This is a genomic window from Halomonas sp. DP4Y7-1 (genome assembly GCF_019800705.1).
GTDB lineage: Bacteria > Pseudomonadota > Gammaproteobacteria > Pseudomonadales > Halomonadaceae > Halomonas > Halomonas litopenaei_A.
The window spans coordinates 621,136-642,906 of sequence record NZ_JAHVKS010000001.1 but is presented as its reverse complement, the minus strand read 5'-3'; the positions used below and the strand labels follow the sequence as shown (position 1 = coordinate 642,906).

Genomic DNA, 21,771 nt, shown 5'->3' with positions numbered 1-21,771 from the left:
CCGTCAACGCCCACCGGATGAAGGAGCGTCTGGATGTCGATCGACTTCCTGCTTACCAGTCTTGTCGTAGTGCTTGTCCCCGGCACAGGGGTCATCTATACCCTGGCGACCGGTCTCGAGCGGGGTGAGAAGGCTAGCCTGGCCGCAGCGCTTGGCTGCACACTCGGCATTGTGCCATCCCTGGTTGCTGCTATCACCGGCGTTGCCGCCATCCTGCATACCAGCGCCCTGGCCTTTTCCGTGCTCAAGATCCTCGGCGTGATCTACCTGCTCTACATGGCCCTTTGCCTGTTGAAACAGGGGGGTGCCCTGGAACTCTCCGGCCAGTCCCCGTGCCAGCTATCGCTTGTCAGAATCGGTATCATCGGTGCCGTGATCAATGTCCTCAACCCCAAACTGTCGGTCTTCTTCCTGGCCTTTCTGCCGCAGTTCATCACCGCTGGAGATAGCGTGTTCGAACAGATGCTCGGCCTCGGAGGCATCTTCATGCTGATGACCCTTATGGTCTTTTCAGCCTACGGGCTGGGGGCCGCCTGGATCAGACACCATGTCGAGCAACGTCCTGGAGTAATGACTGCCTTTCGGCGGTTGTTCGCGGGGACCTTCGTTGCCTTGAGTGCCAAGCTGGCTCTGGTGGAAAGATAACGGAGAGGCCGCTGCCGTCGCCCTCGTGACGTTTGCCGGAACTGTGTCCCAGGGCTGCCACGAGGGCATCAAGGCCAGGCAGTCGCAAGATGGCTGTATAGGAGGCGGCGCCCCAGACGTTCTGGGCGCTAGCCTCCTCCATGTCCGAACCGAGCAATCGACGAGCACAGGCGCTTGCAGGCAGCTCCCCAGAAATACCTCAGCGTGAGCGCACCTCGGTCCATAGCTGCTGCAGCATCGTCAATGACTCACCTTCGATCAAGGGAGTGGTCACGAGGTGGTCGCTGGCCGTCGCATCCAGCTGGGACACCTCGCGCAGCGCTTCATCCACCATCGGCAGCGCGGCTTCATTCGGCGTCCTGTAGTACGCGTAGTTGGCTGCCTTGGCGGCGTTTTCCGGACGCATCATAAAGCTGATGAAGTCCTCGGCAAGCTCGGGATGTGGGGCTCGCGCGGGTACCACGAAGGTATCCACGCCCAGCTGAGCGCCTTCTTCCGGTGCGAAGAAGGCCAGGTCGCCGTAGATCTCGGGGGAGTCCGCCTTGCGGTAATCCACATCCCCACTGTAGGTCACCGCAATGGCGCTGACGCCGCGAGCGACCTGCTCCACTGCCGCCGTGCTATCGACAAAGCCCGTGAAGTTGTCACGTTCAAGGGTCTGACCGGCGAGCTTGGCGGCGTCGATCCAGGCCTCCTTGCCGGTACAGTCAAAACCGGCACCCTGGTAGGCACAGACCATACCCAACGACACCTGAGGATCACCGCCCAGCAGAGCGAAAGGCTGATCCGGGTTGACCGCCGGGTCGAACAGCACGCTCCATGACGTCGGCAGCTCCTCGAACACCCGAGTGTCATAGACGATCCCGGTGACGCCCCACAGGTAGGGCACACTGTAGCGCTCGTCGGGGTCATAGGAGGGGTGACGGAAGGCCTCCATCAAGTGCTCACGCCCCTGGATGCGCTCATCATCCAACTCCCGCACCAGTCCCGCATCGATCAGTCGCGTCACGTAATAGTCGGTCGGCACCACCACGTCATACTGGGCGTCACCGCCGGCGGCCAGCTTGGAGAACATCTCGGCATTGGAGGTGAAGTAGTTCTGCACGACCTCGACCTCGAACTCCTGCTCAAAGGCCTCGATCAGGGCCGGATCCATGTACTCCGTCCAGTTGAACAGGTACAGCTTGTCATTGTCCTGCGCCATCACTCCAGTACTTGCCAGGCCCAAGGCCGCCAGTGCTATCCATCGCTGCATGATATTGCCTCGTTGTTATTCAAGGTGAGGTGTACAGATCAAGGTGTGGCAGATGGCAGCGTCGAAGATCGAGGACGCCGCCTCATATCCACTGCATCGTCAACGTTATACTGCACCGCCGAACCCCTGCGGTATATCAGTCTTCACGAATTCTCTGATAACGACAACGGCACTCGGGCACTGGCCTCTCCTTCTCTCTCCTTGCCCGGCCGGATTCGGCCCCTGCTACGCAGCTACACTCAGCAGCTACTCTCAGATGGCGGTTGCCGCACGCGGCTGGGCGGCGCTCTCGCGAATGGGCCAGTGCAACGCCATGGCGACAAGGCTCATGGCCACACCACTCCACCACAAGCCTGCATAGCTTCCGGTCGCCTCGTACAGCCACCCGCCCAGCCATACTCCCGAGAAGCTGCCGACCTGATGACCGAGAAAGACCACTCCATACAAGGTAGCCATATATCGGGTACCGAACATGGTCGCCACCAGACCCGTGGTGGGAGGCACCGTGGCCAGCCACAACAGTCCCATGACGCAGCTGAACACCCACACCGACCCCAAGCTGAGCGGCAGCAGCATAAACGCCGTGATTGCCACCGCTCGACCTGCGTAAATGGTGATCAGCACGCCGCGCATGGTGAACCTGCCCGACAACATGCCCGAGGCCAGCGATCCCACCACATTGCAAAGGCCAATCAGGCCAATGGACCAGGCAGCCACCTCAGGTGCGAAGCCTGCATCGGTCAGGAACGCCGGCATGTGTACCGTAATAAAGGCAACATGGTAGCCGCAGACAAAGAAGCCGATGGTCAGCAACCAGTAGGAAAGGTGGCCCCGCGCCAGCCCCAGGGTGGCGCGGAAGTCACGCTCGGCAAGCTCTGGGCTGACCTGGGCGGCGGCGGACGTGGCCCGGGACGAGGCCAGAGGCATGGCCAGCACCGCCATGGCCAGGGCCATCAGCGCCATGACATGCAGCGCCCCAGCCCAGCCAAAGGCACCGATCAACTGCTGGGCCACCGGTACCAGCAAGAACTGTCCCATGGACCCTGCTGCGGTACCGACGCCCAGCACCAGCTGACGCTGATGGGGAGCCACCGCTCTTGCCAAGGCAGGCAGCACGATACCGAAGGCAGTGCCTGCCACTCCTGCGCCTACCAGCAGCCCGGTCCCCGTGTGCAGCGCCCACACCTCGGATACGCCTGCGGTCATCCACATGCCCGCGGCATACAACACGCTGCCGCCGATCAGCACCTTGACGTTGCCAAAACGGTCGGCCAGCCCGCCGGCCAGCACCGCGATGACACCCCAGGCAAGATTCTGAATCGCCAGGGCCAACCCCAGGGTATCTCGGCCCCAACCGTTGGCCTCGGTGATCGGCGAGACGAAGAGTCCAAAACTCGAGCGCAGCCCAAAGGACATCATCAGCAAGACACAGCCGCTGACAATCAACCACAGGCTGGAGGCGGGCAGACGTGGGAAAGACATGAAACAGGACTCGTCGACGGGTGAACCCAGATCATTACCCGTCTAACAAGTCACTGCAATACACCTTTTGCCGAGCCCCGAGAAACGCGGAAACACGCCCAAGGGGCCGGCAACAGACGATGTGTGCGCAGGGCCGCTACAGCACCACCGGAGCATCGAGTGCCGTGACCACTGCACGATCACGGTTATAGATATCGGGCCTGAAGGCCAGGTGGCCATCGGCCTCCGGCTGCACGGTCCAGTAATTGAGCACCACGGGAATACGTCTCTGTAACGACACATTGCGGGTCTTGCCATCGCCGATCAGGCGGCTGACGCTAGCCGACGTATTGGAGTCATCAAACAACAGCTGGGCGAGCTCAGCCACCCCTTCCACCCGAATACAGCCGGAGCTCAAGGCCCGCTGGGTACGGTTGAACAGCCCCCGTGAAGGGGTGTCGTGAAGGTAGACCAGATGGTCATTGGGGAAGCGAATCACCACCCGACCCAACGGATTGCGTGGTCCAGCTCCCTGGCGCAGCATCACTCCACCGGGGCTCGACCAGTTCACGGAATAGGGGTCAAGGCGCTGGCCGGAGGAAGACAGGGCCACCATGTCCCGGCTCGCCAGATAACCTGGGTCGCGCCGCACCTTGGGCAGGATATCCTCACGATAGATGGTGGGAGGCACTGTCCAGGTCGGATTGAGGGTCAGGTGAGTGATCTCGGAGCGCAGGGTCGGCGTCCGACGGTAGGGCTGACCCACGACGATGCGAGATCGCCAGACGTTGCCATCGGGACGAAAGTAACTCAGCCGATACCCCGCGATATCCACCAGCACGAAGGACTCAGGCAAGCCATGCAGCAGCCAGCGTGCCCGTTCCAGGTTGGCGCGAATCTGGTCAATGCGGGTGCCCACGGTCATGTTGAGCGCGGCCTGGGTATTCGGTCCGACCACCCCGTCATCGGTCAACAGATGACGCCGCTGGAAGCGACGCACCGCTGCGGCCAGGGGCTCGTCGTAGACTTCCGCCTCGGGCGCTTGCAGATCAAGCTGCGGGTAGTGGGCAGTATCTGCCGCCATCACTTCCAGTTCACCGATCATCGCCAGGCGCTGCCTCAACAGCGCCACATCAGCGTCCCGGTCTCCCGGACGCAGCGGCGTTTCCCGTGCAGGCAAGAGCGGCCAGCCTCCCAAGCGCTCGATGTTGCGGTAGCGCGCCAGAGCCGAGCGCAGCTGACGGTAGGGCTCGAACGGAGGGCGTGCCATCTCGAGGGCGGCAGCAACATCGCCGCGGTCCAGCTCACGGGAAAGCCTCACCAGGTCAAAGGCAGGGGGATCGACGTCCACTTCCCAGTCGTTATCGATCCTCAGCGGATCGACCTTGCCTCGCTGCAGGTGCGCCATGGCTGCCAGCAGCGTCTCGGTTGCCTTGACCTCAAAGGCCCCCGGCGTAGACAGGTCACTGGACTGAGCCTGACTCAACAATGCCGCCGGCGCATAATCCTGCGGCGTCAGGCCATCGTCATCCAGGTCTTCCAGCGCCGCGACCAGGGCATCTACCCGCTCCATATCCGTCCACACAGCGCGCTGGCCACGCAGTCCATAGAAGCGCTGGGCCATCTCGGATGCGCCGATCAGGCGGCCCGCAAGTGGGCCTGGCACTACGCCGCCGACATCTTGCAACGCTTCCTCGACGCTTCCCCCTTCCGCCGTGGAGGATGCCGACGAAAGTCCCGTCGCGGCAGGACCCGTCTCGCCGGTGCCATCATCACCGTCTACTGCCGCCCACGCCGGAGACACCAGCATGGCGTAACAAAGTGCTGCGGCAATGCCCTTCCCTGGCATTAGCCGCCGTACCACATTTGGGTTAAACATGACCTGAACTCCCTGCAACTTGACGTCAATACTGGCCATCCCGGGCGGTATTGTCATAATAGAGTCGTCGGTACGGTATTCCACCGACCCGACCTGTTTTACAGCATGTGTCACGACGACAGCGTATCGTCATAAAGTTAAGCGTACCGCTTACACGACCTTACGTCATGACACCTTGCGACGCTGCGACAGCGATGGCGTGTCGCCTTGAGATAGCGCAATGCACCGAGGCCATGGCCGGCCACCGCAGCCTTTGTCTCTTGGCTCCTGTCACGACGCCTGCAGCAGAACAGCGAGCTACGATCACCACCGACGCCACTGTATGTCCTCGGAGCCTTGATGAGCATGTCGACCCATTGTTCAGCCCCCTACCATCGCATGAAGACACGTCTCACCCATGCTCTAGTATTGACCCTGTGCGCCATTTTTGCGGCTCCTGCCAGCGCTCAGGATTTTATTCGCGACGCCACCCGGGAGGACCACTGGAACCACAACTCCCTCGAGCAGACCCTGGCGCGCCTGGCACCCAAGGCCAACCCGGGGGTTCTAAGTCTCGCCGCTCGCGCCATCAACTGCGCTGATCCTGATGCAGAGCGCCTGGCCGTGATCGATTTCTCGCTGCCGTCCACCGAACGCCGACTATGGGTCTTCGACCTGAAGCAGCCCCGCCTGATCTTTCGCGAATGGGTGAGCCACGGCAAGAACTCTGGCGACGCCGTGGCCAGCATGTTCTCGAACATTCCCGAAAGCTATCAGTCGAGCATCGGACTGTTTCGCACCATGAACAGCTATGTCGGCAGCAATGGCTATTCCCTGCGCCTGGAAGGACTGGAGCCGGGGGTCAACGACAACGCCTACGACCGCGCCATCGTCATGCACGGTGCCGACTACGTCAGCCAGGAATTCATTGAGCGAACCGGTCGAATCGGTCGCAGCCACGGCTGCCCGGCAGTCCGCAACGAGGTCGCCGTGCCGCTGATCAACAGTATTCGCGACAACCAGTATCTGTTCACCTACTATCCGGACCAGCGTTGGCTGAACAGCTCCGCCTACCTGCGCTGCCCACGTCAAGATCAGCAAGTCGCTGCGCTGTCGCGCTGATGACGCCTGCCCAGGATGACAACGGCACGGAGCCTCCGTGCCGTGGCTCTCGATAGCGCACAGACCCACGTATCCCACGTGACACCCACCTCGACCTGAAGCGCTATGCCTCTTCAGCTCTCCCTTCCCTAGCCTCCTTTTCTCCTTTTCCCCTTTTCCTTCTCACCCCTGCTCTACCTCCTCTACCCCACTGCAGCCAACAGCGACCATGGCATCTCGCCGAGCAACATCTACGTCATGGCGAGTGCGGTAAAGGCTCGGCTCAAGGGCGCACAGCATCCCGCTGGGGGGCACCCGCAAGGCGCACTCCGACCATGCATGACGGCTAATGATGCACCGCATCGATGCACCGCGGGTCGCCACACCCCTGCACGCCACGAGCGCAAAAAACCACAAACGACTGATTAGGCTGTGCTTATCCTTCACCGGCATTTCACTTGCTTCGCATCAACCAGTGTGTGCCGGACGTGGACCAGACCCCTCGGGGGTACGAGTGCGTCGGACCCGACCTTCAATGGCGAAGGCCAAACAAGTTCGCGTGTTCGTCCACCCTGGAGGACTGTTCCATGAATCTGCGCCACAAGGCCAACAGGATCCGCCTGTTTTCTTTCTCGACTCCGCAAATGCGAGCCTTCCACTTTTCCTGGTTCGCATTCCATCTCTGCTTTTTCGGCTGGTTTGGCATCGCCCCGCTGATGGCGGTGGTCAGAGACGACCTCGGCCTGACCAAGACCCAGATAGGCAATACGATCATTGCCTCGGTCGCCATCACGGTCATTGTCCGGCTGGCCATTGGCGTTCTGTGTGATCGCATTGGCCCTCGGCTGGCCTACACCTGGCTGCTATGCCTCGGCGCCCTGCCAGTGATGAGCATTGGTTTCGCCGACAGCTTTGAGTCCTTTCTGCTGGCACGACTGGCCATTGGCGCCATCGGCGCCTCCTTTGTCATCACCCAGTACCACACATCGGTGATGTTCGCTCCCAACGTGGTCGGCACCGCCAATGCCACCTCTGCCGGATGGGGCAACCTGGGGGGCGGCACCACCCAGATCCTGATGCCGCTGATCTTCTCTGGGCTGTTGATGCTGGGGGTCAGCGAGACCATGGGCTGGCGATTGGCCATGGTCGTTCCCGGGGTAGTGATGTTTATCGCTGGACTCTGCTACTACCGCTTTACCCAGGATGCCCCCGACGGCAATTTCAAGGAGCTACGTGCCCGCGGTGAACTGGAGGAAGCGTCGGGAGAAGGCAGCATGGCCAGCACCTTCGGCGCCGCCGCTCGAGACATTCGCGTATGGGCACTGTTCGTTGTCTACGCGGCCTGCTTCGGCGTGGAGCTGACCATCAACAACATCGCCGCCATCTACTTCTTCGATAACTTCGACCTGACGCTGGCCACCGCCGGCATGATCGCCGGCCTGTTCGGCTTGATGAACCTGTTCGCACGTACCATGGGCGGTATCTTCTCGGATCTGTTTGCGCGCAACGCAGGGCTGAAGGGCCGGGTTCGCTGGCTTTTCATCGCGCTGCTGTGCGAGGGCGTGGCGCTGATGTTCTTCTCCCAGATGCACGTGCTGGCACTGGCCATCGGCATGATGCTGGTATTCAGCCTGTTCGTGCAGATGGCCGAGGGTGCCACCTTCGGCGTGGTGCCTTTCATCAATCGGCGTGCTCTTGGCGCAGTGGCGGGGATCGTCGGTGCTGGTGGTAATGCGGGCGCCGTGGCCGCGGGATTCCTGTTTCGCTCCGAGACGATCAGCTATCAGCAGGGCCTGTTTTACCTGGGCGCCGCAGTGATCCTGGCCGCCCTGTGCGCCCTGCTGGTCAGGTTCAGCCCCGAAGTGGAGGCCGAGGAAGCGGCAGCCTACGAGGACGCTGCCCAGGGCGAGCGTGGCAGCGCATTGTCGTTACGCTGAGTCGTCCCGGCCCGCCCGCCTGGAGGCGCGGCCAACGTCACTGCATGACCGCCCGGCCTTGCGCCGGGCTTTTGCTGTGTCTTCTGGTCCTTGCGCTTGCCCTTGAAAGACGTCCCCTGTGCCCAGAGGTTTGCAACATGCGCCGGAGCCACGCATGCTGAAACGAGCACCGACGCGATTGGAGCCGAGCCACCAGGAGGATGCGATGCGAGAAGGAGTGTTGCTGATCACCGGAGCGTCCAGCGGCATCGGCGCTGCCACCGCACGAGCGGCATCGAGGGAAGGCTATCATCTGGTCCTTGCAGCCCGCTCCCAGGAAAGCCTGACGGCCCTTGCTCAGGAGCTGGGCCCCGAAAATGTATTGACCGTTGGCATGGACGTGACCGATCCCGAGGCCCAGAAGATGATGGTCGAGGAAGCGCTGGAGCGCTTTGGCCGCATCGATGCGGTATTTGCCAACGCGGGCCGAGGTGGCTCACCTGGCGGCTTCAGCTCGGCAGACCCGGAAACGTGGAAGGCCATGCTGATGACCAACGTGTACGGGCTTGGGCTGACCATACAGTCTTGCCTCCCGGCCCTGCGGCGCAGCCGGGGCCACCTGCTTCTTACCGGCTCTGCGGCAGGCAGAACCACCCTTCCTGGCTCCATGTACGGGGCGACCAAGTGGGCCGTTTCAGGTATCGGTTACAACCTGCGCGAGGAGCTTCGCGGCAGCGGTATACGCGTGACGCTGATAGAACCCGGCATGGTCGACACCCCATTTTTCGACGAACCGCCGGAGTACGCGCTGGAAGACCGCGATGTGGCCAACGCCGTGATGTACGCGATCTCCCAGCCGCGCCACGTGGACGTCAACGAGATTCTCGTGCGTCCCACCCCACCTCTGCAGGACGACATCACGGACGCTGATTGACGGTCCCTGCATCCCCCTTTTACTTCCCTGACCTGAGGTACTTTCATGACCATTGCCATCGGCGATCGCCTGCCAGATGTGACGCTCTACACCAACGGCGCCAAGGGGCCGGAAGCCATCTCTACCCGCGACGTGTTTGACGGACGCAAGGTGGTTCTGTTCGCCGTTCCTGGGGCCTTCACCCCCGGGTGCTCCAACACCCATATGCCTGGCTTCGTGGTCAATGCCGACAAGCTGCTGGAGAAGGTGGACGCCGTTGCCTGCCTGTCGGTGAACGACGCCTTCGTCATGGGCGCCTGGCAGCAGGATCAGAATGCCCAGGCGCTGACGATGCTTGCCGACGGCAATGCAGACTTCACCCGAGCCATCGGCATGGACAAGGACGCCAGCGGCGCCGGAATGGGCGTGCGCAGCCTGCGCTACGCCATGATCGTCGACGACGGCGTGGTGCAATATCTGGGCGTGGATACCGAGCGCGGCGTGATTGAGGCGTCGAGCGCCGATACCGTGCTGGCCTCACTCTAGGGCTTGTACGAAAAGTGCCTGCGCTTGCAGGCCAGCTCTCATGGCCGGTAGGCGTCCGCATTTCGACGTCGGTCCAGACGTGCCCCACCTCGTGCTTCTGCTAGGCTTGAGGCATCCCGCCTGCAGGAGCACGTGACATGAATACCGCATCAACGCCATCCCACCGCGTCAGTGGCAGCTGCCTGTGCGGTACCGTGACGCTCACGGTGCCACTGACCTCCTACCAGGTGGCCGCCTGCCACTGCCGGATGTGCAGAGTCTGGGGCGGTGGTCCGTTGTTCGCCGTGGAGCCAGCCGGCCCCATCGAGCTGGAAGGAGAAGACGCCATCACCGTCTTTGCCTCCTCGGAGTGGGCCGAGCGCGCTTTCTGTCGGCATTGCGGCACCCACCTCTTCTACCGTTTGAAAGACGGTCAGCACTACGCGATCCCGGCGGGGCTGATCGATCAGGGACAGGACTGGCACTTCGACCACCAGATCTTCATCGACCAGAAGCCAGCCTGGTACCACTTTGGCAACCAGACTCAGGACATGACCGGCCAGGAGGTATTTGACGCCTTCGGCGGCGATGGCTGAATGACGTCCCTACCGCGGAGTCCCTTCACGCCAACGGCCAGCAGGGTGCTGGCCGTTGGTGCCGGTCAAACGCTATCCAGCCACAGTGCCGTTACAACATCCACTCCACCGGCAAGATCGAGATCAGCGACACTGCCGCACGTCGCAACACTCCGACATTCGGCTCGCCCTCGTAACGCACCACCCCTTCCGGGGTGCGCTCGAGCCAGTACATGCTGCCGTCCTCGTCCAGCTTCACTTCATAGGCGTTGTCCAGCACGTCAGTGTTGAACACGCGCTCCATCTCCTGGGCGAGCTCGGGACTCTCGATGATAAAGCCCAGCTCGGTGTTGAGCCTCGCAGAACGTGGATCGAAATTGAACGAGCCGACGAACAGACGATCCCCATCTACTGCAAAGGTCTTGGCGTGCAGGCTGGCGCCGGAGCTGCCGAAGGGGCCGGCCGCGTCGCTGCGCCCGGGCGCATCGGGAGCACGCTTCAACTCGAACAATCTGACGCCGGCTTCCAGCAGTTCACGACGACGCTTGGCGTATCCCGCGTGCACTGCTGCCACATCAGTGGCCTCCAGCGCATTGGTCAGGATGGTGACCTCTACCCCACGGGCTTCAAGGTCGGCGAACATCTGAGTGCCTTTCTCTACCGGCACGAAATAAGGTGACACCAGGTGTACGGTGTCGCGAGGTGGCCCGAGCAACCCGCGAATACGCCCTGTCAGCAGGTCCTCGTCATCTGCCAGCCCAAGCCCTTTGGCCGGGTCATCGCTGACCATCAAGGCATTGGCCCACACAAGCTCAAGGCTGCCCTCCCGAATCGACGACATGAACTGGCTGTCATCCAGAAGCTCCCGGTACTCCCTGGAATCGCCTGAGCCCATGGCGACGGCCAGCGACTGCTCGAGCTGCGCCAACCCTTCACGCCCCACCGAATCGATGACACGACTCGCCGGATAGGATGACTGGCTGGCCCAGTAGCGATCGAAGTCAGCAGACACCTGTTCGACCACCGGACCAATCGCGACCACATCGAGATCGGCGAACATCACGTTGTCACCCGCGCCAAAATACTCGTCACCGATATTACGCCCACCGATGATGGTGGCCTGATTGTCTACAGTCAGCGACTTGTTGTGCATGCGGCGGTTTGCCCGTGAAAAGTCGGTCACGTAGCCAACCAGGCGTGGGGAGCGCACCACAAAGGGATTGAACAGCCGAACTTCGATGCTGGGGTGGGCGTCCAGAGCCGCCAGCTTGTCGTCCAGGCCCGCCGTATTGGTGTCATCCAGCAACAGTCGGACACGCACACCGCGATTCGCCGCATCCAGCAATGCCTGATACAGCATGGAGCCGGTGATGTCGTCGTGCCAGATGTAGTACTGCACGTCCAGCGTGCGCTCAGCCGACTCCGCCAGCAGCAGGCGAGCGGCGAAGGCGTCGTGGGCGTTGCGCAACGGATGGATGCCACTCTTGCCGGGATGAGCGTCGACATAGGGGGACACCATTTCCCCAAGTGCCGTATGTCGTGCGTCATCAGTGGGCAGATAGCGTGTCTCGCTTCGCCCCTCCAATGACGGAAGGCCACTGCACGCCGTCAATGTGATAGCCGAAGCCAGTATCAGACCTGCCCTGAACGAGTGAAGCCACGCGCGCATGATGGAATCCGTGTGTCCTGTGTTGATCGGCTCAGAATAGCGAATGTCTCCGCACAAAGCCCAGAACGACTTCCGTTTAGTGCCAAAACAAGCAATTTGCTCTCGAATAAGGCCAGAAGTCTTAGGCTTTCGTTAACCAAACTTTACATTTCAGAAACATTTTTAACCCTATTTTTCAAAAAATGATCTAGATCAACACCAAATTACTAATACTCAATATTCTTTGACATGTACGACTTCCGAGCACGACTGGCTGACTCATCTGAGCTAGCGCAGATGCTCACTTCATACCTGGAGGTGTCTCATGTCCTATCCCCGTTCCTACATCGCGCCCATCGGCCTCACTCTCGCCCTATTCTCGGCGTGCAGTGCTCAAGCCGCCGATGGCACCATTACCTTCAATGGAGAGATCGTCGCTGCCAACTGCACCATCCCCACCGCTGACACCTCGGTCACCCTGCCGACGGTTTCCACCAGCGCTTTTGGCGCCGCGGGCACACGGGCAGGTCAGAAAGCCTTCCAGCTGGCACTGACCTGCACCGCGGGCACCACCGGCGCACAAAAGGTCGCCGTACGCTTCACCGGTGACGATAGTCAAGTCGACCCTACCACCGGGTTATTCCTGCTGGATGCCACCAGCACGGCACAAAATGTGGGCATCGCCGTCTATGACGCCAACGATGACTGGGTCAAGGCCGCTAACAATGCCAGTACTCCTGCAGTCGACATCGTGGCAGGAAGCGGCACCACCCTCATCCCGCTGACTGCCTGGTATCAGTCCACCGCTGCCGCCGTCACCGCGGGTACCGTCAATGCCACTGGCGCTATCGAGATCGTCTACGAATGAAGCCTACGACCCTACCCTTACCCTGGCGGAGGGTGTCAGGCCGATGGGTTGGCGCGACAGCTATGTTGCTGCTCGCGCTGTCGGTTGCCACATCAGTCTCTGCCAGCGTCTCCATCAATGGCACCCGTGTGGTGTACAACGAAGATCAGAATGAGCAGACCATCAGCCTGGAAAACAAGGACGACATGCCGGTGTTGGTTCAGGCCTGGGCCGATGAGCGAGCAGGCTCTCGGCCCGCCAGGGACGCGGACTCCCCCTTCCTGGTCACTCCTTCGGTCTTTCGGCTGGATCCCGGCCAGCGCCAGACGCTGCGTATCCTGCGCATTCGCCAGATACCCGAAACGCATGAAGAGTCACTCTACTGGCTCAACATCAAGGAAGTTCCGCCGGTCTCGAAACAGCAAACAAATTTGCTGCAACTGGGCATTTTGACACGCCTGAAGTTGTTCTACCGCCCCGCCGACCTGGAGGTCAGCGCGACGGAGGCCATTTCACGCTTGCAGTGGAGGGTCACCCACAGGAATGGCCAAACACTACTGGAGTGCACCAATCCTAGCGATGCGCATGTCTCGCTGGTATCGGCATCCTGGCAACAGGATCCCACCGGAGCCGATGTATCACTGGACATGGTGGCGCCACACGGTCACGCCAGCTGGCCTATCTCTCAAGCCGACGCCCGCCATACCTCACTGTGGTACCAGGCAGTCAATGACTACGGCGCGGTAGTGGTTCGCCAGGCCACGCTTGCGCACGACTGACCAGGAGTGAGCTTCCATGGCAACGCGGCCCCGGGTCTCTTGTTCCCCCTCTCACGTTTGTTGGCTGGCACTCACTAGCTGGGTGCTGCCTGGTCTCGCCTGCGCCGAACAGGTGGAGTTCAATCCTGCCTTTCTCGCATCGAGCGGCTTGGACATCAGTCGCTTTTCTCAAGCGGGCTACATGGTGCCGGGAGACTATCCCGTGGAGCTAATCGTCAACCAGCAGTCGGTGGGACGGCACCTGCTGCGTGTCGAAGAAGACTCGAACGACACGCAGAGCACCCGTCTGGCCTTATCGGCCTGGCAAGTCGTCGGCCTGGACCCGGAGATTCTCCAGGACCTCGAGCAGCGCTGTTCGGGACTAGCCGCGGATGACTGCTACCTCGACGCAACCAGCGTGGCGCCAGGGGTTACCTTGACGCTGGATCAGGGCACGCTGAGCGCTAGAGTCAGCGTACCGCAGGCGCTGATGCTGCAACGCCCTCGGGGTTACGTGGAGTCAGAGCATTGGACTGCCGGGGAGGCCGCCCTGCTGACCAACTATCACCTCAACAGCTACCGGTCGAGCATTTCGGGAGAGGACTTTGACAGCACATTTCTGGGGGCATCGATAGCTGCCAACCTTGGACTATGGCAGTACCGCAGCGACTTCAATGTCACCCGGGATGACCAGGGCCGCGTGGATTGGGACAGTCTGCACCACTACGTGCAGCGCCCGTTGGCCGGGCAGGAACGTCTACTGCGCCTGGGCGAGGTCAACACCCGTGGAGAGCTGTTCGACTCAATCCCGGTACTGGGGGCCACACTGACCAGCGAGCCGCGAATGCTGCCTGACAGTCAGCGAGGCTATGCTCCGGTGGTCACTGGTACCGCGCAAACTCAAGCCAAGGTCACCATCACCCAGCAAGGAAAGCACCTTCTCGAAACCAGCGTTCCCCCAGGTCCTTTCGTCATCGACGACCTCTACCCGACCGGGTACGGAGGCGACCTCGACGTTCAAGTGACCGAAGCTGACGGCAGGATAGAGCGCTACAGCGTGCCCTACGCAGCGCTGCCGGGACTTCTTCGGCCAGGGCACTCCAGGCTCTATCTGGCCGCAGGTGAGCTCAACAATGATGCCATTGGTGATGCTCCGCTACTGGCAGAAATCGGCTATCGGCGCGGGTTAAGCAATGCCCTGACCGGCTATACCGGAGTACAAGCCAGCGAGGACTACTGGTCACCGCTGATTGGCGCCGCCTTCAATACTCGCTACGGTGCCGTAGGGGTCGATGCCCAGTACTCGGATGCCCGCTTGCCCGATGGGAACCGCCATGGCTGGAGTCTGCAGACCTCCTACAGTCGACACTTGATCGGCAGCGACACCGATATCAATCTGGCCGCCTATCGTTACTCCAGTTCCGGCTACCTGTCGCTGAGCGATGCCGCCTACTTGCAAGATGTACCGGCCTCCTCTGAGCCGCAGCAACGGGATGTGGACGCCTACTACAGCGATGCCAGCCAGCGAAACCGGCTGCAGTTCAACATCAGCCAGCCACTGGGTGAGCGCTCCCGCCTGTCATTTACCGGCTCAGTGGCGGACTACTGGCATCGTGAAGGCTCGGAATCGACCTACCAACTCGGGCTGACGCGAACCTTTGGCAGGGTCAGCCTTAACCTCAGTCTGTCACGGGTCGAAAGCGAGGACCGCGACACTGAAAACAGAGCCTTGCTGTCCGCGTCGCTGCCACTATCGAACACCGCCTTCGCGCCACGCATGACGATCTCGGCCAGTCGGGATTCGGCACAGAATGATCATCGCAATCTGAATGTCACCGGAAATCTCGGCGAAGACAGGGGCCTTGCCTATGGGATTCATGCCAGCCAGTCCACAGGGGACACCGGCGACCAGCATTCCTATGGCGCCAACCTTTCCACCCATACCTCCGTGGGACAATACACCCTGTCCGGTTCCGAAAGTGATGACTATCGCCAGCTATCGTTCGGCGCCAGCGGAGCAGTGCTGCTGCATCGCCACGGAGTGACCTTCGGGCAAAGCACAGGTGACACCGTCGGACTGATCAGGGCTGAAGGTGGTGCTGGCGCTCGCGTCACCAACGCCGCCAACCTCACCCTGGATAGCGACGGAGAAGCCCTGGTGCCGTTCCTCTCACCCTACCGCGTCAACGATGTGCAGTTGGACCCTCGTGGCGCGTCTACCGCAGTGGAATTTCAGCGCACCAACGTCCAGGTCTCCCCTTATGCCGGCGCCATGGTGCCCATCCACTTCGCCACCGACACGGGGCAGCCGGTGGTCCTGGTGCTTACGCAACACGGGAGGGGAGTTCCGCTCGGCTCTACCGCCACTGCAGCCGACGGTCGAGTCCTCGGACAAGTCGGTGCAGGCGGCATGCTGCTGGTACGCGACCTCGCTCCGGGAAGCCCGCTGACCATCAGCCTTGACCAAGGTAGGCACTGCCAAGCGCAACCTGAATGGACCCCTCCAGCCATGGGCAGTGACGATATTCCTATTGTCGAGTCGCCGTGCATTGGCCCGTCTTCCGATCACACCAAGGACCCATCATGATCCTACACCCCCCCCTTTTGCACACCGTTCGAGGCAGCGGGTCTCGGCGGCACCCATGGCGCTACCTGCTCCTGCTGCTCGGCTTGCTGGCGCTTTCTTCACGAGCCCATGCACATTGCTTCGAGATCATTCCTCCCTGGGACAACCAGCCGCTACCGGTCGACTTCGGCTCCGAGATAGTCCTGGACAGCGACACCGCCGTCGGCACCCCCATCGCCGTCGGCATTCTTCCCGCTTCCCAGCTGTACGCTATCAATGGCGGCTGGGTAGCGCGCTGCTACTATGCAACGGATACGGTGAAGTACTGGCTGCTATGGCAGCACTATTCAGCCACCAACGGCTACTGGCCGGTGCCAGGCGTCACCTCGGATGCCGCCGATGAAGCCATGTATGTCATGACCGACGATGGTGTCGGAAATCCGTACGGCGGTGGGGGGAGTGGCAGTGTTGGCTACACCACTGAATTGATGGTGGAGGGCAAGGCGCTGCCCTTCAAGTGGGCCAATACCAACCCGGCCTTCAACTTGTTTCCCTTTGACGAGCCGGTACATGGGATTCCCTGTACCGATGCCAAAGCAGGGACAGGACTCGCCGAGGGCTATCCCCCCATCACCACGGACTGCCCTGACGCCTGGTTTGCCGTCAACTGGCGTCAGATGCCCTCATTCTATGTCAAGGTAACGCTTTACAAGATGGCAGGAGATCCTGGTGTCGAGGGGGTCACCCTGAGGCATGCTGCCTGGGAGGGATACAGTCTGTTGTCATTGATGAACGACTTGAGCACTCCCCCTAACCACAACGCCGATCTATTCAGCCTAAGCGGCCTCACCTTCGCCCAACCCCTCAAGGTGCGCATGAACCCCTGTCAAGGCGTCGGCAATGTCTCCGTCTCATTGGGCCAGATCGGCAGTCATCGATTCAACGAACTCGGGCAGCCACCGCAGGGGGTACCCGACACTCCCGTCAATGTATCGGCATGGTGCCACAGCGATGGCGATATCAAATGGGCGGTACTCGGCAATATTCATGATTACGACCCCAGTGGAGATGCCGGTATTCTCGCCTTGGATGGGGAGGCAGACAGCGCCAAAGGCGTTGGTATCCAGTTACTTCACAGTGATCGCCCGGACCCGCTCCCGATCACTCCGGAAGGCAGTGACTACAGTGCCTATCGCTGGATTGATACAGACCTCAAGGCCATCGATGGAGAAGTGCTGATGCTCGATTTTCTCGCTCGCTATGTGAAGACAGGCGACATCGAGCCCGGCGTTGCCAACGGCCACGCAACCCTGGTGCTTGCCCCAAAGTAAGCCGATTGGCCAACCGCCGCAGGCCCCCCCCCGGCGGCCGCTCTTGCAAGCAACCTCCACCCAAGCTGGAGTACTGGAAGGGCCTTGTGCGGCCCTTCTTACAAGGTCGCTGCCTCAGCCGCTGCTGTCACCTTGGCCCGGCTGACCACACTGCCGACGATGATCAGACACGGAGACGGCAGCGGGCTGGCCGCCAGACGGCTGTCGATATCCGCCAACGTACCCACCACTGACGCCATCTCGGGCAGGCTGGCGTTGGCCACCAGCATCACCGGCCAGTCTCGTGGGAGCCCTGCTGTGATGAGGCCTCGACAGATCGCAGTGAGCTTGTTCAGGCCCATGTAGAAAACCAGCGTCTCATCCTGGCGCGCCAGTGATCTCCAGTCCGGCTCGCCGCCCTCGCGACACTGCTGGGCGGTCACCAGACGAAGACTCTGGGCATGGCCCCGCTCGGTCAGGGGAATTCCCATGGCAGCAGCGGCACTGGCCGCCGCCGAGATGCCAGGGACAATATCCCAGGGCACCCCTGCTGCCTCCAGCGCATCCAGCTCTTCTCCCAGACGCCCGAAGATACCGGGATCGCCTCCCTTGAGTCGCACTACACGCTTGCCCTGGCGCGCGAGCATGACCAGCATCTGCCCGATGCTGGCCTGGTCGAGGCTATGATGCCCGCGGGCCTTGCCGACATAGTGCCGCTCCACTCCGGCCGGAATCATCGCCAGTACGTCAGGCCCCACCAGCCGGTCGTAGACGACGGCATCAGCGTGCTTGAGTCGCTCCAGCGCAAGCAGCGTCAGCAACTCGCCGGCTCCACTGCCCGCCCCCACCAACGATACCTGCCCCTGACGTGGGCCAGTAGCCGCTATCGGCACGGGCCTGTCGAGGCGATCGGCGCCACGCTGACAGAGCGTCGCCAGCCGCGCCAACAGCAGCGACAGCGCTCGTGCCGGTGTATCGAACATCGCAGATTGACCGCTGCGCCGAAGCCTGCAACGGCTTCCACCGAGGCGCTTCAACAGCGGCACGGCTAGCCCCATCCATCGCGGCCAGACAGGGCTGTTGCGCCACGTACCAGCGGCGGACGCCTTGACGCTCGATGCCCCTGGGGACGGGTTCTCAGCATGCAGATACTGGCTGCGGGGGCTTGATGGCACCACGGCTCTTCTCCTCTTCTACAAGGCTCTTCAATTCCGGCAGACAACTGCCACACTGGGTGCCACACGCCAACCTCGCCCCCAGCGCCTCCACCGAATCGTCTCCGGCACGTATCGCGCGTTGAATCGGGGTGCGGCCCACCTGGTGACAGCTGCACACAATAGGTCCCTGATCGGCGGCACCATCATCGCAACCCGCCAGCACGCGGCGACGATCCTGCCGGGCCATCACCTCGCCCTTCGCCGCTTCCGTCAGGCGCTGCGACAACCAGCCCAACCCGGGCAGCTCGGTCACCGGTCCCACCATCAGCCACCAGCACAACCGCCCCTGATCGAAGCCGGCCAGGCGCCAGCGGCAGCCTGACGGATCCTGCAGCACCGGGCCCACCTCACCGGGAAGGTGCTGGCGGGCCCAGGCCAGCCAGTCGCGGCTGGCACTCTGCAGATCCCCCGCCAACTGCCAGCGCTCGCCAGCCGCCATCGGTACTCGCGTCCAGTACTCGGTGCCCTTGACCAGGCTGGCCATCGCGTCTCGCGGCGAATCGCTCATAGTGCTCAAGGCATCGTCACCGAGCACCAGGGTGGCTTCCCAGCTATGCACCAGAGGAGAAACCATCACCGCACCATGCTTGGTTTCCGGCTGCCCAGAGAGCGGATCGGTGACACCGCCGAACAGCGCGCCAGCCTGAGGCGAGTGGCTGAAGCGCCGGGTCCAGTGAATCGGCACAAACACCTCACCGCGGCGTTGGCCAGGGGCGACCCGCACACGAGCCCGCATTTCTCCAGTGGGTGAACGGATCGACGCCAATGCCTGATCGACCAGGCCCAGTGCTGCAGCGTCGTCACGATGCACCTCGACGAAGGGCTCGGCACGATGGTTCATCAGCCGGCTGGCTCGGGCGGTGCGGGTCATGGTGTGCCACTGATCACGCACTCGGCCGCTGTTCAAGCGCAGCGGGAACTGCTGGCTGGTGGTCTGCTGTGGCGCCTTGGCATAGACCGGCCAGAGCCGAGCTCGGCCGGTCTCGGTGAAGAAGCGACCATCCTCGAACAGCCGCGGCGTGCCCCGCGGAGCGGAGCGGGTGACCGGCCATTGGATGGGTGCCAAGGCGTCGTACTGCTGCCGGGTAAGTCCCGCCAGGCCCGAGATATCGAAAGCGCGCTGACCGTCGTTGTCGAGACCTGACAGTCGCGCATGTTCGTCAAATATCTCGGCCGGATGGGTGTAGGCGAAGGCCTCCCCCAGACCCAGGCGGGCGGCCACCTGACACAGGATCCACCAGTCATGGCGCGCCTCTCCGGGCGGCGGAAGAAGACCACGCTGGCGTGAAATGCGCCGCTCGGAGTTGGTCACGGTGCCGTCCTTCTCCGACCAGCCGCTGGCCGGAAGAACGATGTCCGCCAGCGCCACCAGCTCGGTATCCTCCATGCACTCGGACACGATCACCAGCGGACAGCGGGCGATGGCGGCGCGAACACGATCACTATCGGGAAGGCTGACCAGAGGATTGGTGGCGATAATCCATAGCGCTTGAATCTCTCCCCGCTCCAGCGCCTCGAACAGCTCGATCGCCTTGTAGCCTGGACCTTCGGGCAGCGTGGCGGTCACCGTCTGAGTCGACCAGAAGCGTGCCACCCTCTCCCTCGCGCCCGGCGCGTGGTAATCCATGTGTGCCGCCAATTGGTTGGCCAGGCCACCGACCTCACGCCCGCCCATGGCGTTGGGCTGCCCAGTGATCGAGAACGGTCCCGCCCCGGGCAGCCCAATCTTGCCGCCGGCCAGGTGGCAGTTGAGGATGGCCTGGCACTTGTCGGTACCGCTGGTCGACTGGTTGACTCCCTGGGAGTAGAGGGTCACCACATGCAGCTGAGTGGCAAACCAGTAGTAGAAGGTTTCCAGGCGCTCAGGGTCCAGGTCGCACGCCGCCGCGACCGCATCGATATCGGGAGCATCGACCAAGGCCGCTTTCAGCGCCTCGTCACTGCCATCCGTATGACGCTGCAGGTACACCCTGTCCAGTCGCTGATGGCGCGCCATCCACGCAAGCAGCCCGTTGAACAGCGCCGCATCCGAGCCTGGGCGAAGTCCCAGGTAAAGATCGGCGACCTCGCAGCTGTCAGTGACGCGTGGGTCGATGACCACCACCCTCAACAGGGGATTACGCGACTTGGCCAGCCGCAGCCGCTGGTAGAGCACCGGGTGGTTCCAGGCCAGGTTGGATCCCACCAGCACGACCAGCTCCGCCTCCTCGAGATCCTCGTAATTACAGGGCACCGCATCGGCACCAAAGGTCCGCTTGTAGGAGGCGACAGCAGAGGCCATGCACAGACGTGAGTTGGTATCCAGGTGCGGGGTACCGATGAACCCCTTGAACAACTTGTTGGCGACGTAGTAGTCCTCGGTCAACAGCTGTCCCGACAGATAGCCAGCGATGGCACCTGGCCCCGCGGCTTCACGTATCTTGAGCAGGCGCTCGGCGAGCGTATCCAACGCCTGCTCCCAACGGGTCTCGTGACCATCGACCCGCGGCATCGTCAGGCGGCCGTGATGGCCCAATGTCTCTGCCAGCGCGGTTCCCTTGACGCACAGACGCCCGAAGTTGGCGGGATGAGAGGCATCGCCTTCGACCACGGCGCTCCCCGCTTTGGCACTCAGCGCGACACCGCAGCCAACACCGCAGTAGGGACAGGTGGTCAGCGTGCCTGCCTGTTTGCCGTCGCCATGGTCGAGGATTGGCTGGGCTGGCGCGCCGTCATGATCTGTCTGGGTCATCCCCTTCTCCTGTGAGCCATCACGCAAAACGCCCACTCAGCGCCTGGCATGGCCAGGAGCTGAATGGGCGTCTTTGCCGAGGAAACCCCACATTGGATTTCCGTTGCGCGCAGACCTGTCGCTGTCCGATGTCTGCGCTTTCCACTACAGAAGCAAACCTCGTGCCATCTTGGCAGGAACCCCCTTCCAGGTTGCCGGCAGCCAGGGCAGGTGCGCCCGGTGACACCGGCTTTCCGCTCCGCCCGAGGGCGACCGCCTGGCTGTTGCGTGAAGGCTCACGCTCTGGGCCCGCCAGGGCATTGCATGGGGCTGAACGAGGCGGCCATGCACCACGACGTTCACCGCGAAGCGTTGTTTCGCACCCATCCGGTGCAATTCGTGCCCCTTGCCTGCCTGCCCATCCCTTCACCCCCCGGCGCACCGTAGCCGTGCATCGCTATCACTC

16 protein-coding genes are annotated in these 21,771 nt (G+C 62.2%); 10 read left to right on the top strand and 6 right to left on the bottom strand.

From position 1 onward, the window contains the following. Positions 1-33: 33 nt before the first annotated feature. Positions 34-645, top strand: a complete 612-nt coding sequence (locus tag KUV72_RS02600) for a LysE family translocator (protein WP_222237327.1) — start codon at positions 34-36, stop codon at positions 643-645. Between the two features lie 199 nt (positions 646-844). On the opposite strand, the gene KUV72_RS02595 is transcribed toward KUV72_RS02600, so the two are convergent. From KUV72_RS02595 to KUV72_RS02585, 3 genes are all read right to left on the bottom strand, one after another. Next, positions 845-1,900 carry a spermidine/putrescine ABC transporter substrate-binding protein gene (locus KUV72_RS02595; RefSeq protein WP_222237326.1) on the bottom strand — a complete coding sequence of 352 codons (1,056 nt, stop codon included), beginning with the start codon at positions 1,898-1,900 and terminating at the stop codon, positions 845-847. Between the two features lie 252 nt (positions 1,901-2,152). Then, on the bottom strand, positions 2,153-3,382 hold the full coding sequence (locus tag KUV72_RS02590; RefSeq protein WP_222237325.1) for an MFS transporter: 1,230 nt from the start codon (positions 3,380-3,382) through the stop codon (positions 2,153-2,155). Between the two features lie 136 nt (positions 3,383-3,518). After that, positions 3,519-5,240 carry a murein L,D-transpeptidase gene (locus KUV72_RS02585; protein ID WP_242520866.1) on the bottom strand — a complete coding sequence of 574 codons (1,722 nt, stop codon included), beginning with the start codon at positions 5,238-5,240 and terminating at the stop codon, positions 3,519-3,521. Positions 5,241-5,585: 345 nt separating this feature from the next. Here KUV72_RS02585 and KUV72_RS02580 point away from each other — a divergent pair, with 345 nt between their 5' ends. The 5 genes from KUV72_RS02580 to KUV72_RS02560 all read left to right on the top strand — a co-directional run bounded on the left by KUV72_RS02580 (position 5,586) and on the right by KUV72_RS02560 (position 10,270). Beyond that, complete coding sequence (locus KUV72_RS02580) at positions 5,586-6,341, top strand: murein L,D-transpeptidase catalytic domain family protein (protein ID WP_374107041.1); 756 nt, start codon at positions 5,586-5,588, stop codon at positions 6,339-6,341. 566 nt (positions 6,342-6,907) lie between these two features. Next, positions 6,908-8,257, top strand: a complete 1,350-nt coding sequence (locus tag KUV72_RS02575; RefSeq protein WP_222237324.1) for an MFS transporter — start codon at positions 6,908-6,910, stop codon at positions 8,255-8,257. A gap of 205 nt (positions 8,258-8,462) precedes the next feature. Continuing rightward, positions 8,463-9,170, top strand: coding sequence for an SDR family oxidoreductase (locus tag KUV72_RS02570; protein WP_206942935.1), 708 nt, complete (start codon positions 8,463-8,465; stop codon positions 9,168-9,170). Between the two features lie 45 nt (positions 9,171-9,215). After that, positions 9,216-9,695 (top strand): peroxiredoxin, encoded by a 480-nt coding sequence (locus KUV72_RS02565; RefSeq protein ID WP_222161942.1) that lies wholly within the window; start codon positions 9,216-9,218, stop codon positions 9,693-9,695. Between the two features lie 137 nt (positions 9,696-9,832). Then, positions 9,833-10,270 (top strand): GFA family protein, encoded by a 438-nt coding sequence (locus KUV72_RS02560; RefSeq protein ID WP_222237323.1) that lies wholly within the window; start codon positions 9,833-9,835, stop codon positions 10,268-10,270. 91 nt (positions 10,271-10,361) lie between these two features. Here the strand turns inward: KUV72_RS02560 and KUV72_RS02555 are convergent, their stop codons facing one another. Continuing rightward, on the bottom strand, positions 10,362-11,768 hold the full coding sequence (locus KUV72_RS02555) for a phospholipase D family protein (protein ID WP_261317291.1): 1,407 nt from the start codon (positions 11,766-11,768) through the stop codon (positions 10,362-10,364). A 454-nt stretch (positions 11,769-12,222) separates the two neighbouring features. Between KUV72_RS02555 and KUV72_RS02550 the strand changes: the two genes are divergently transcribed. The 4 genes from KUV72_RS02550 to KUV72_RS02535 all read left to right on the top strand — a co-directional run bounded on the left by KUV72_RS02550 (position 12,223) and on the right by KUV72_RS02535 (position 17,399). After that, on the top strand, positions 12,223-12,765 hold the full coding sequence (locus tag KUV72_RS02550) for a fimbrial protein (protein WP_222237321.1): 543 nt from the start codon (positions 12,223-12,225) through the stop codon (positions 12,763-12,765). Positions 12,766-12,827: 62 nt separating this feature from the next. Then, a complete protein-coding gene (locus tag KUV72_RS02545) occupies positions 12,828-13,523 on the top strand; it encodes a molecular chaperone (RefSeq protein ID WP_222237320.1) in 696 nt (231 codons plus the stop codon). 16 nt (positions 13,524-13,539) lie between these two features. After that, entirely contained in the window at positions 13,540-16,089 is a 2,550-nt protein-coding gene (locus tag KUV72_RS02540; protein WP_222237319.1) for a fimbria/pilus outer membrane usher protein, read from the top strand. Then, entirely contained in the window at positions 16,086-17,399 is a 1,314-nt protein-coding gene (locus tag KUV72_RS02535) for a fimbrial protein (protein ID WP_222237318.1), read from the top strand. The genes KUV72_RS02540 and KUV72_RS02535 overlap by 4 nt, the downstream gene beginning before the upstream one ends. Before the next feature lie 98 nt (positions 17,400-17,497). Here KUV72_RS02535 and cobA read toward each other — a convergent pair whose 3' ends face one another. Beyond that, positions 17,498-18,361: a uroporphyrinogen-III C-methyltransferase gene (cobA, locus tag KUV72_RS02530; RefSeq protein WP_222237317.1), complete on the bottom strand. Its 864-nt coding sequence runs from the start codon at positions 18,359-18,361 to the stop codon at positions 17,498-17,500. 154 nt (positions 18,362-18,515) lie between these two features. Next, positions 18,516-21,326, bottom strand: coding sequence for a nitrate reductase (locus KUV72_RS02525; RefSeq protein WP_222237316.1), 2,811 nt, complete (start codon positions 21,324-21,326; stop codon positions 18,516-18,518). Positions 21,327-21,771 lie beyond the last annotated feature (445 nt).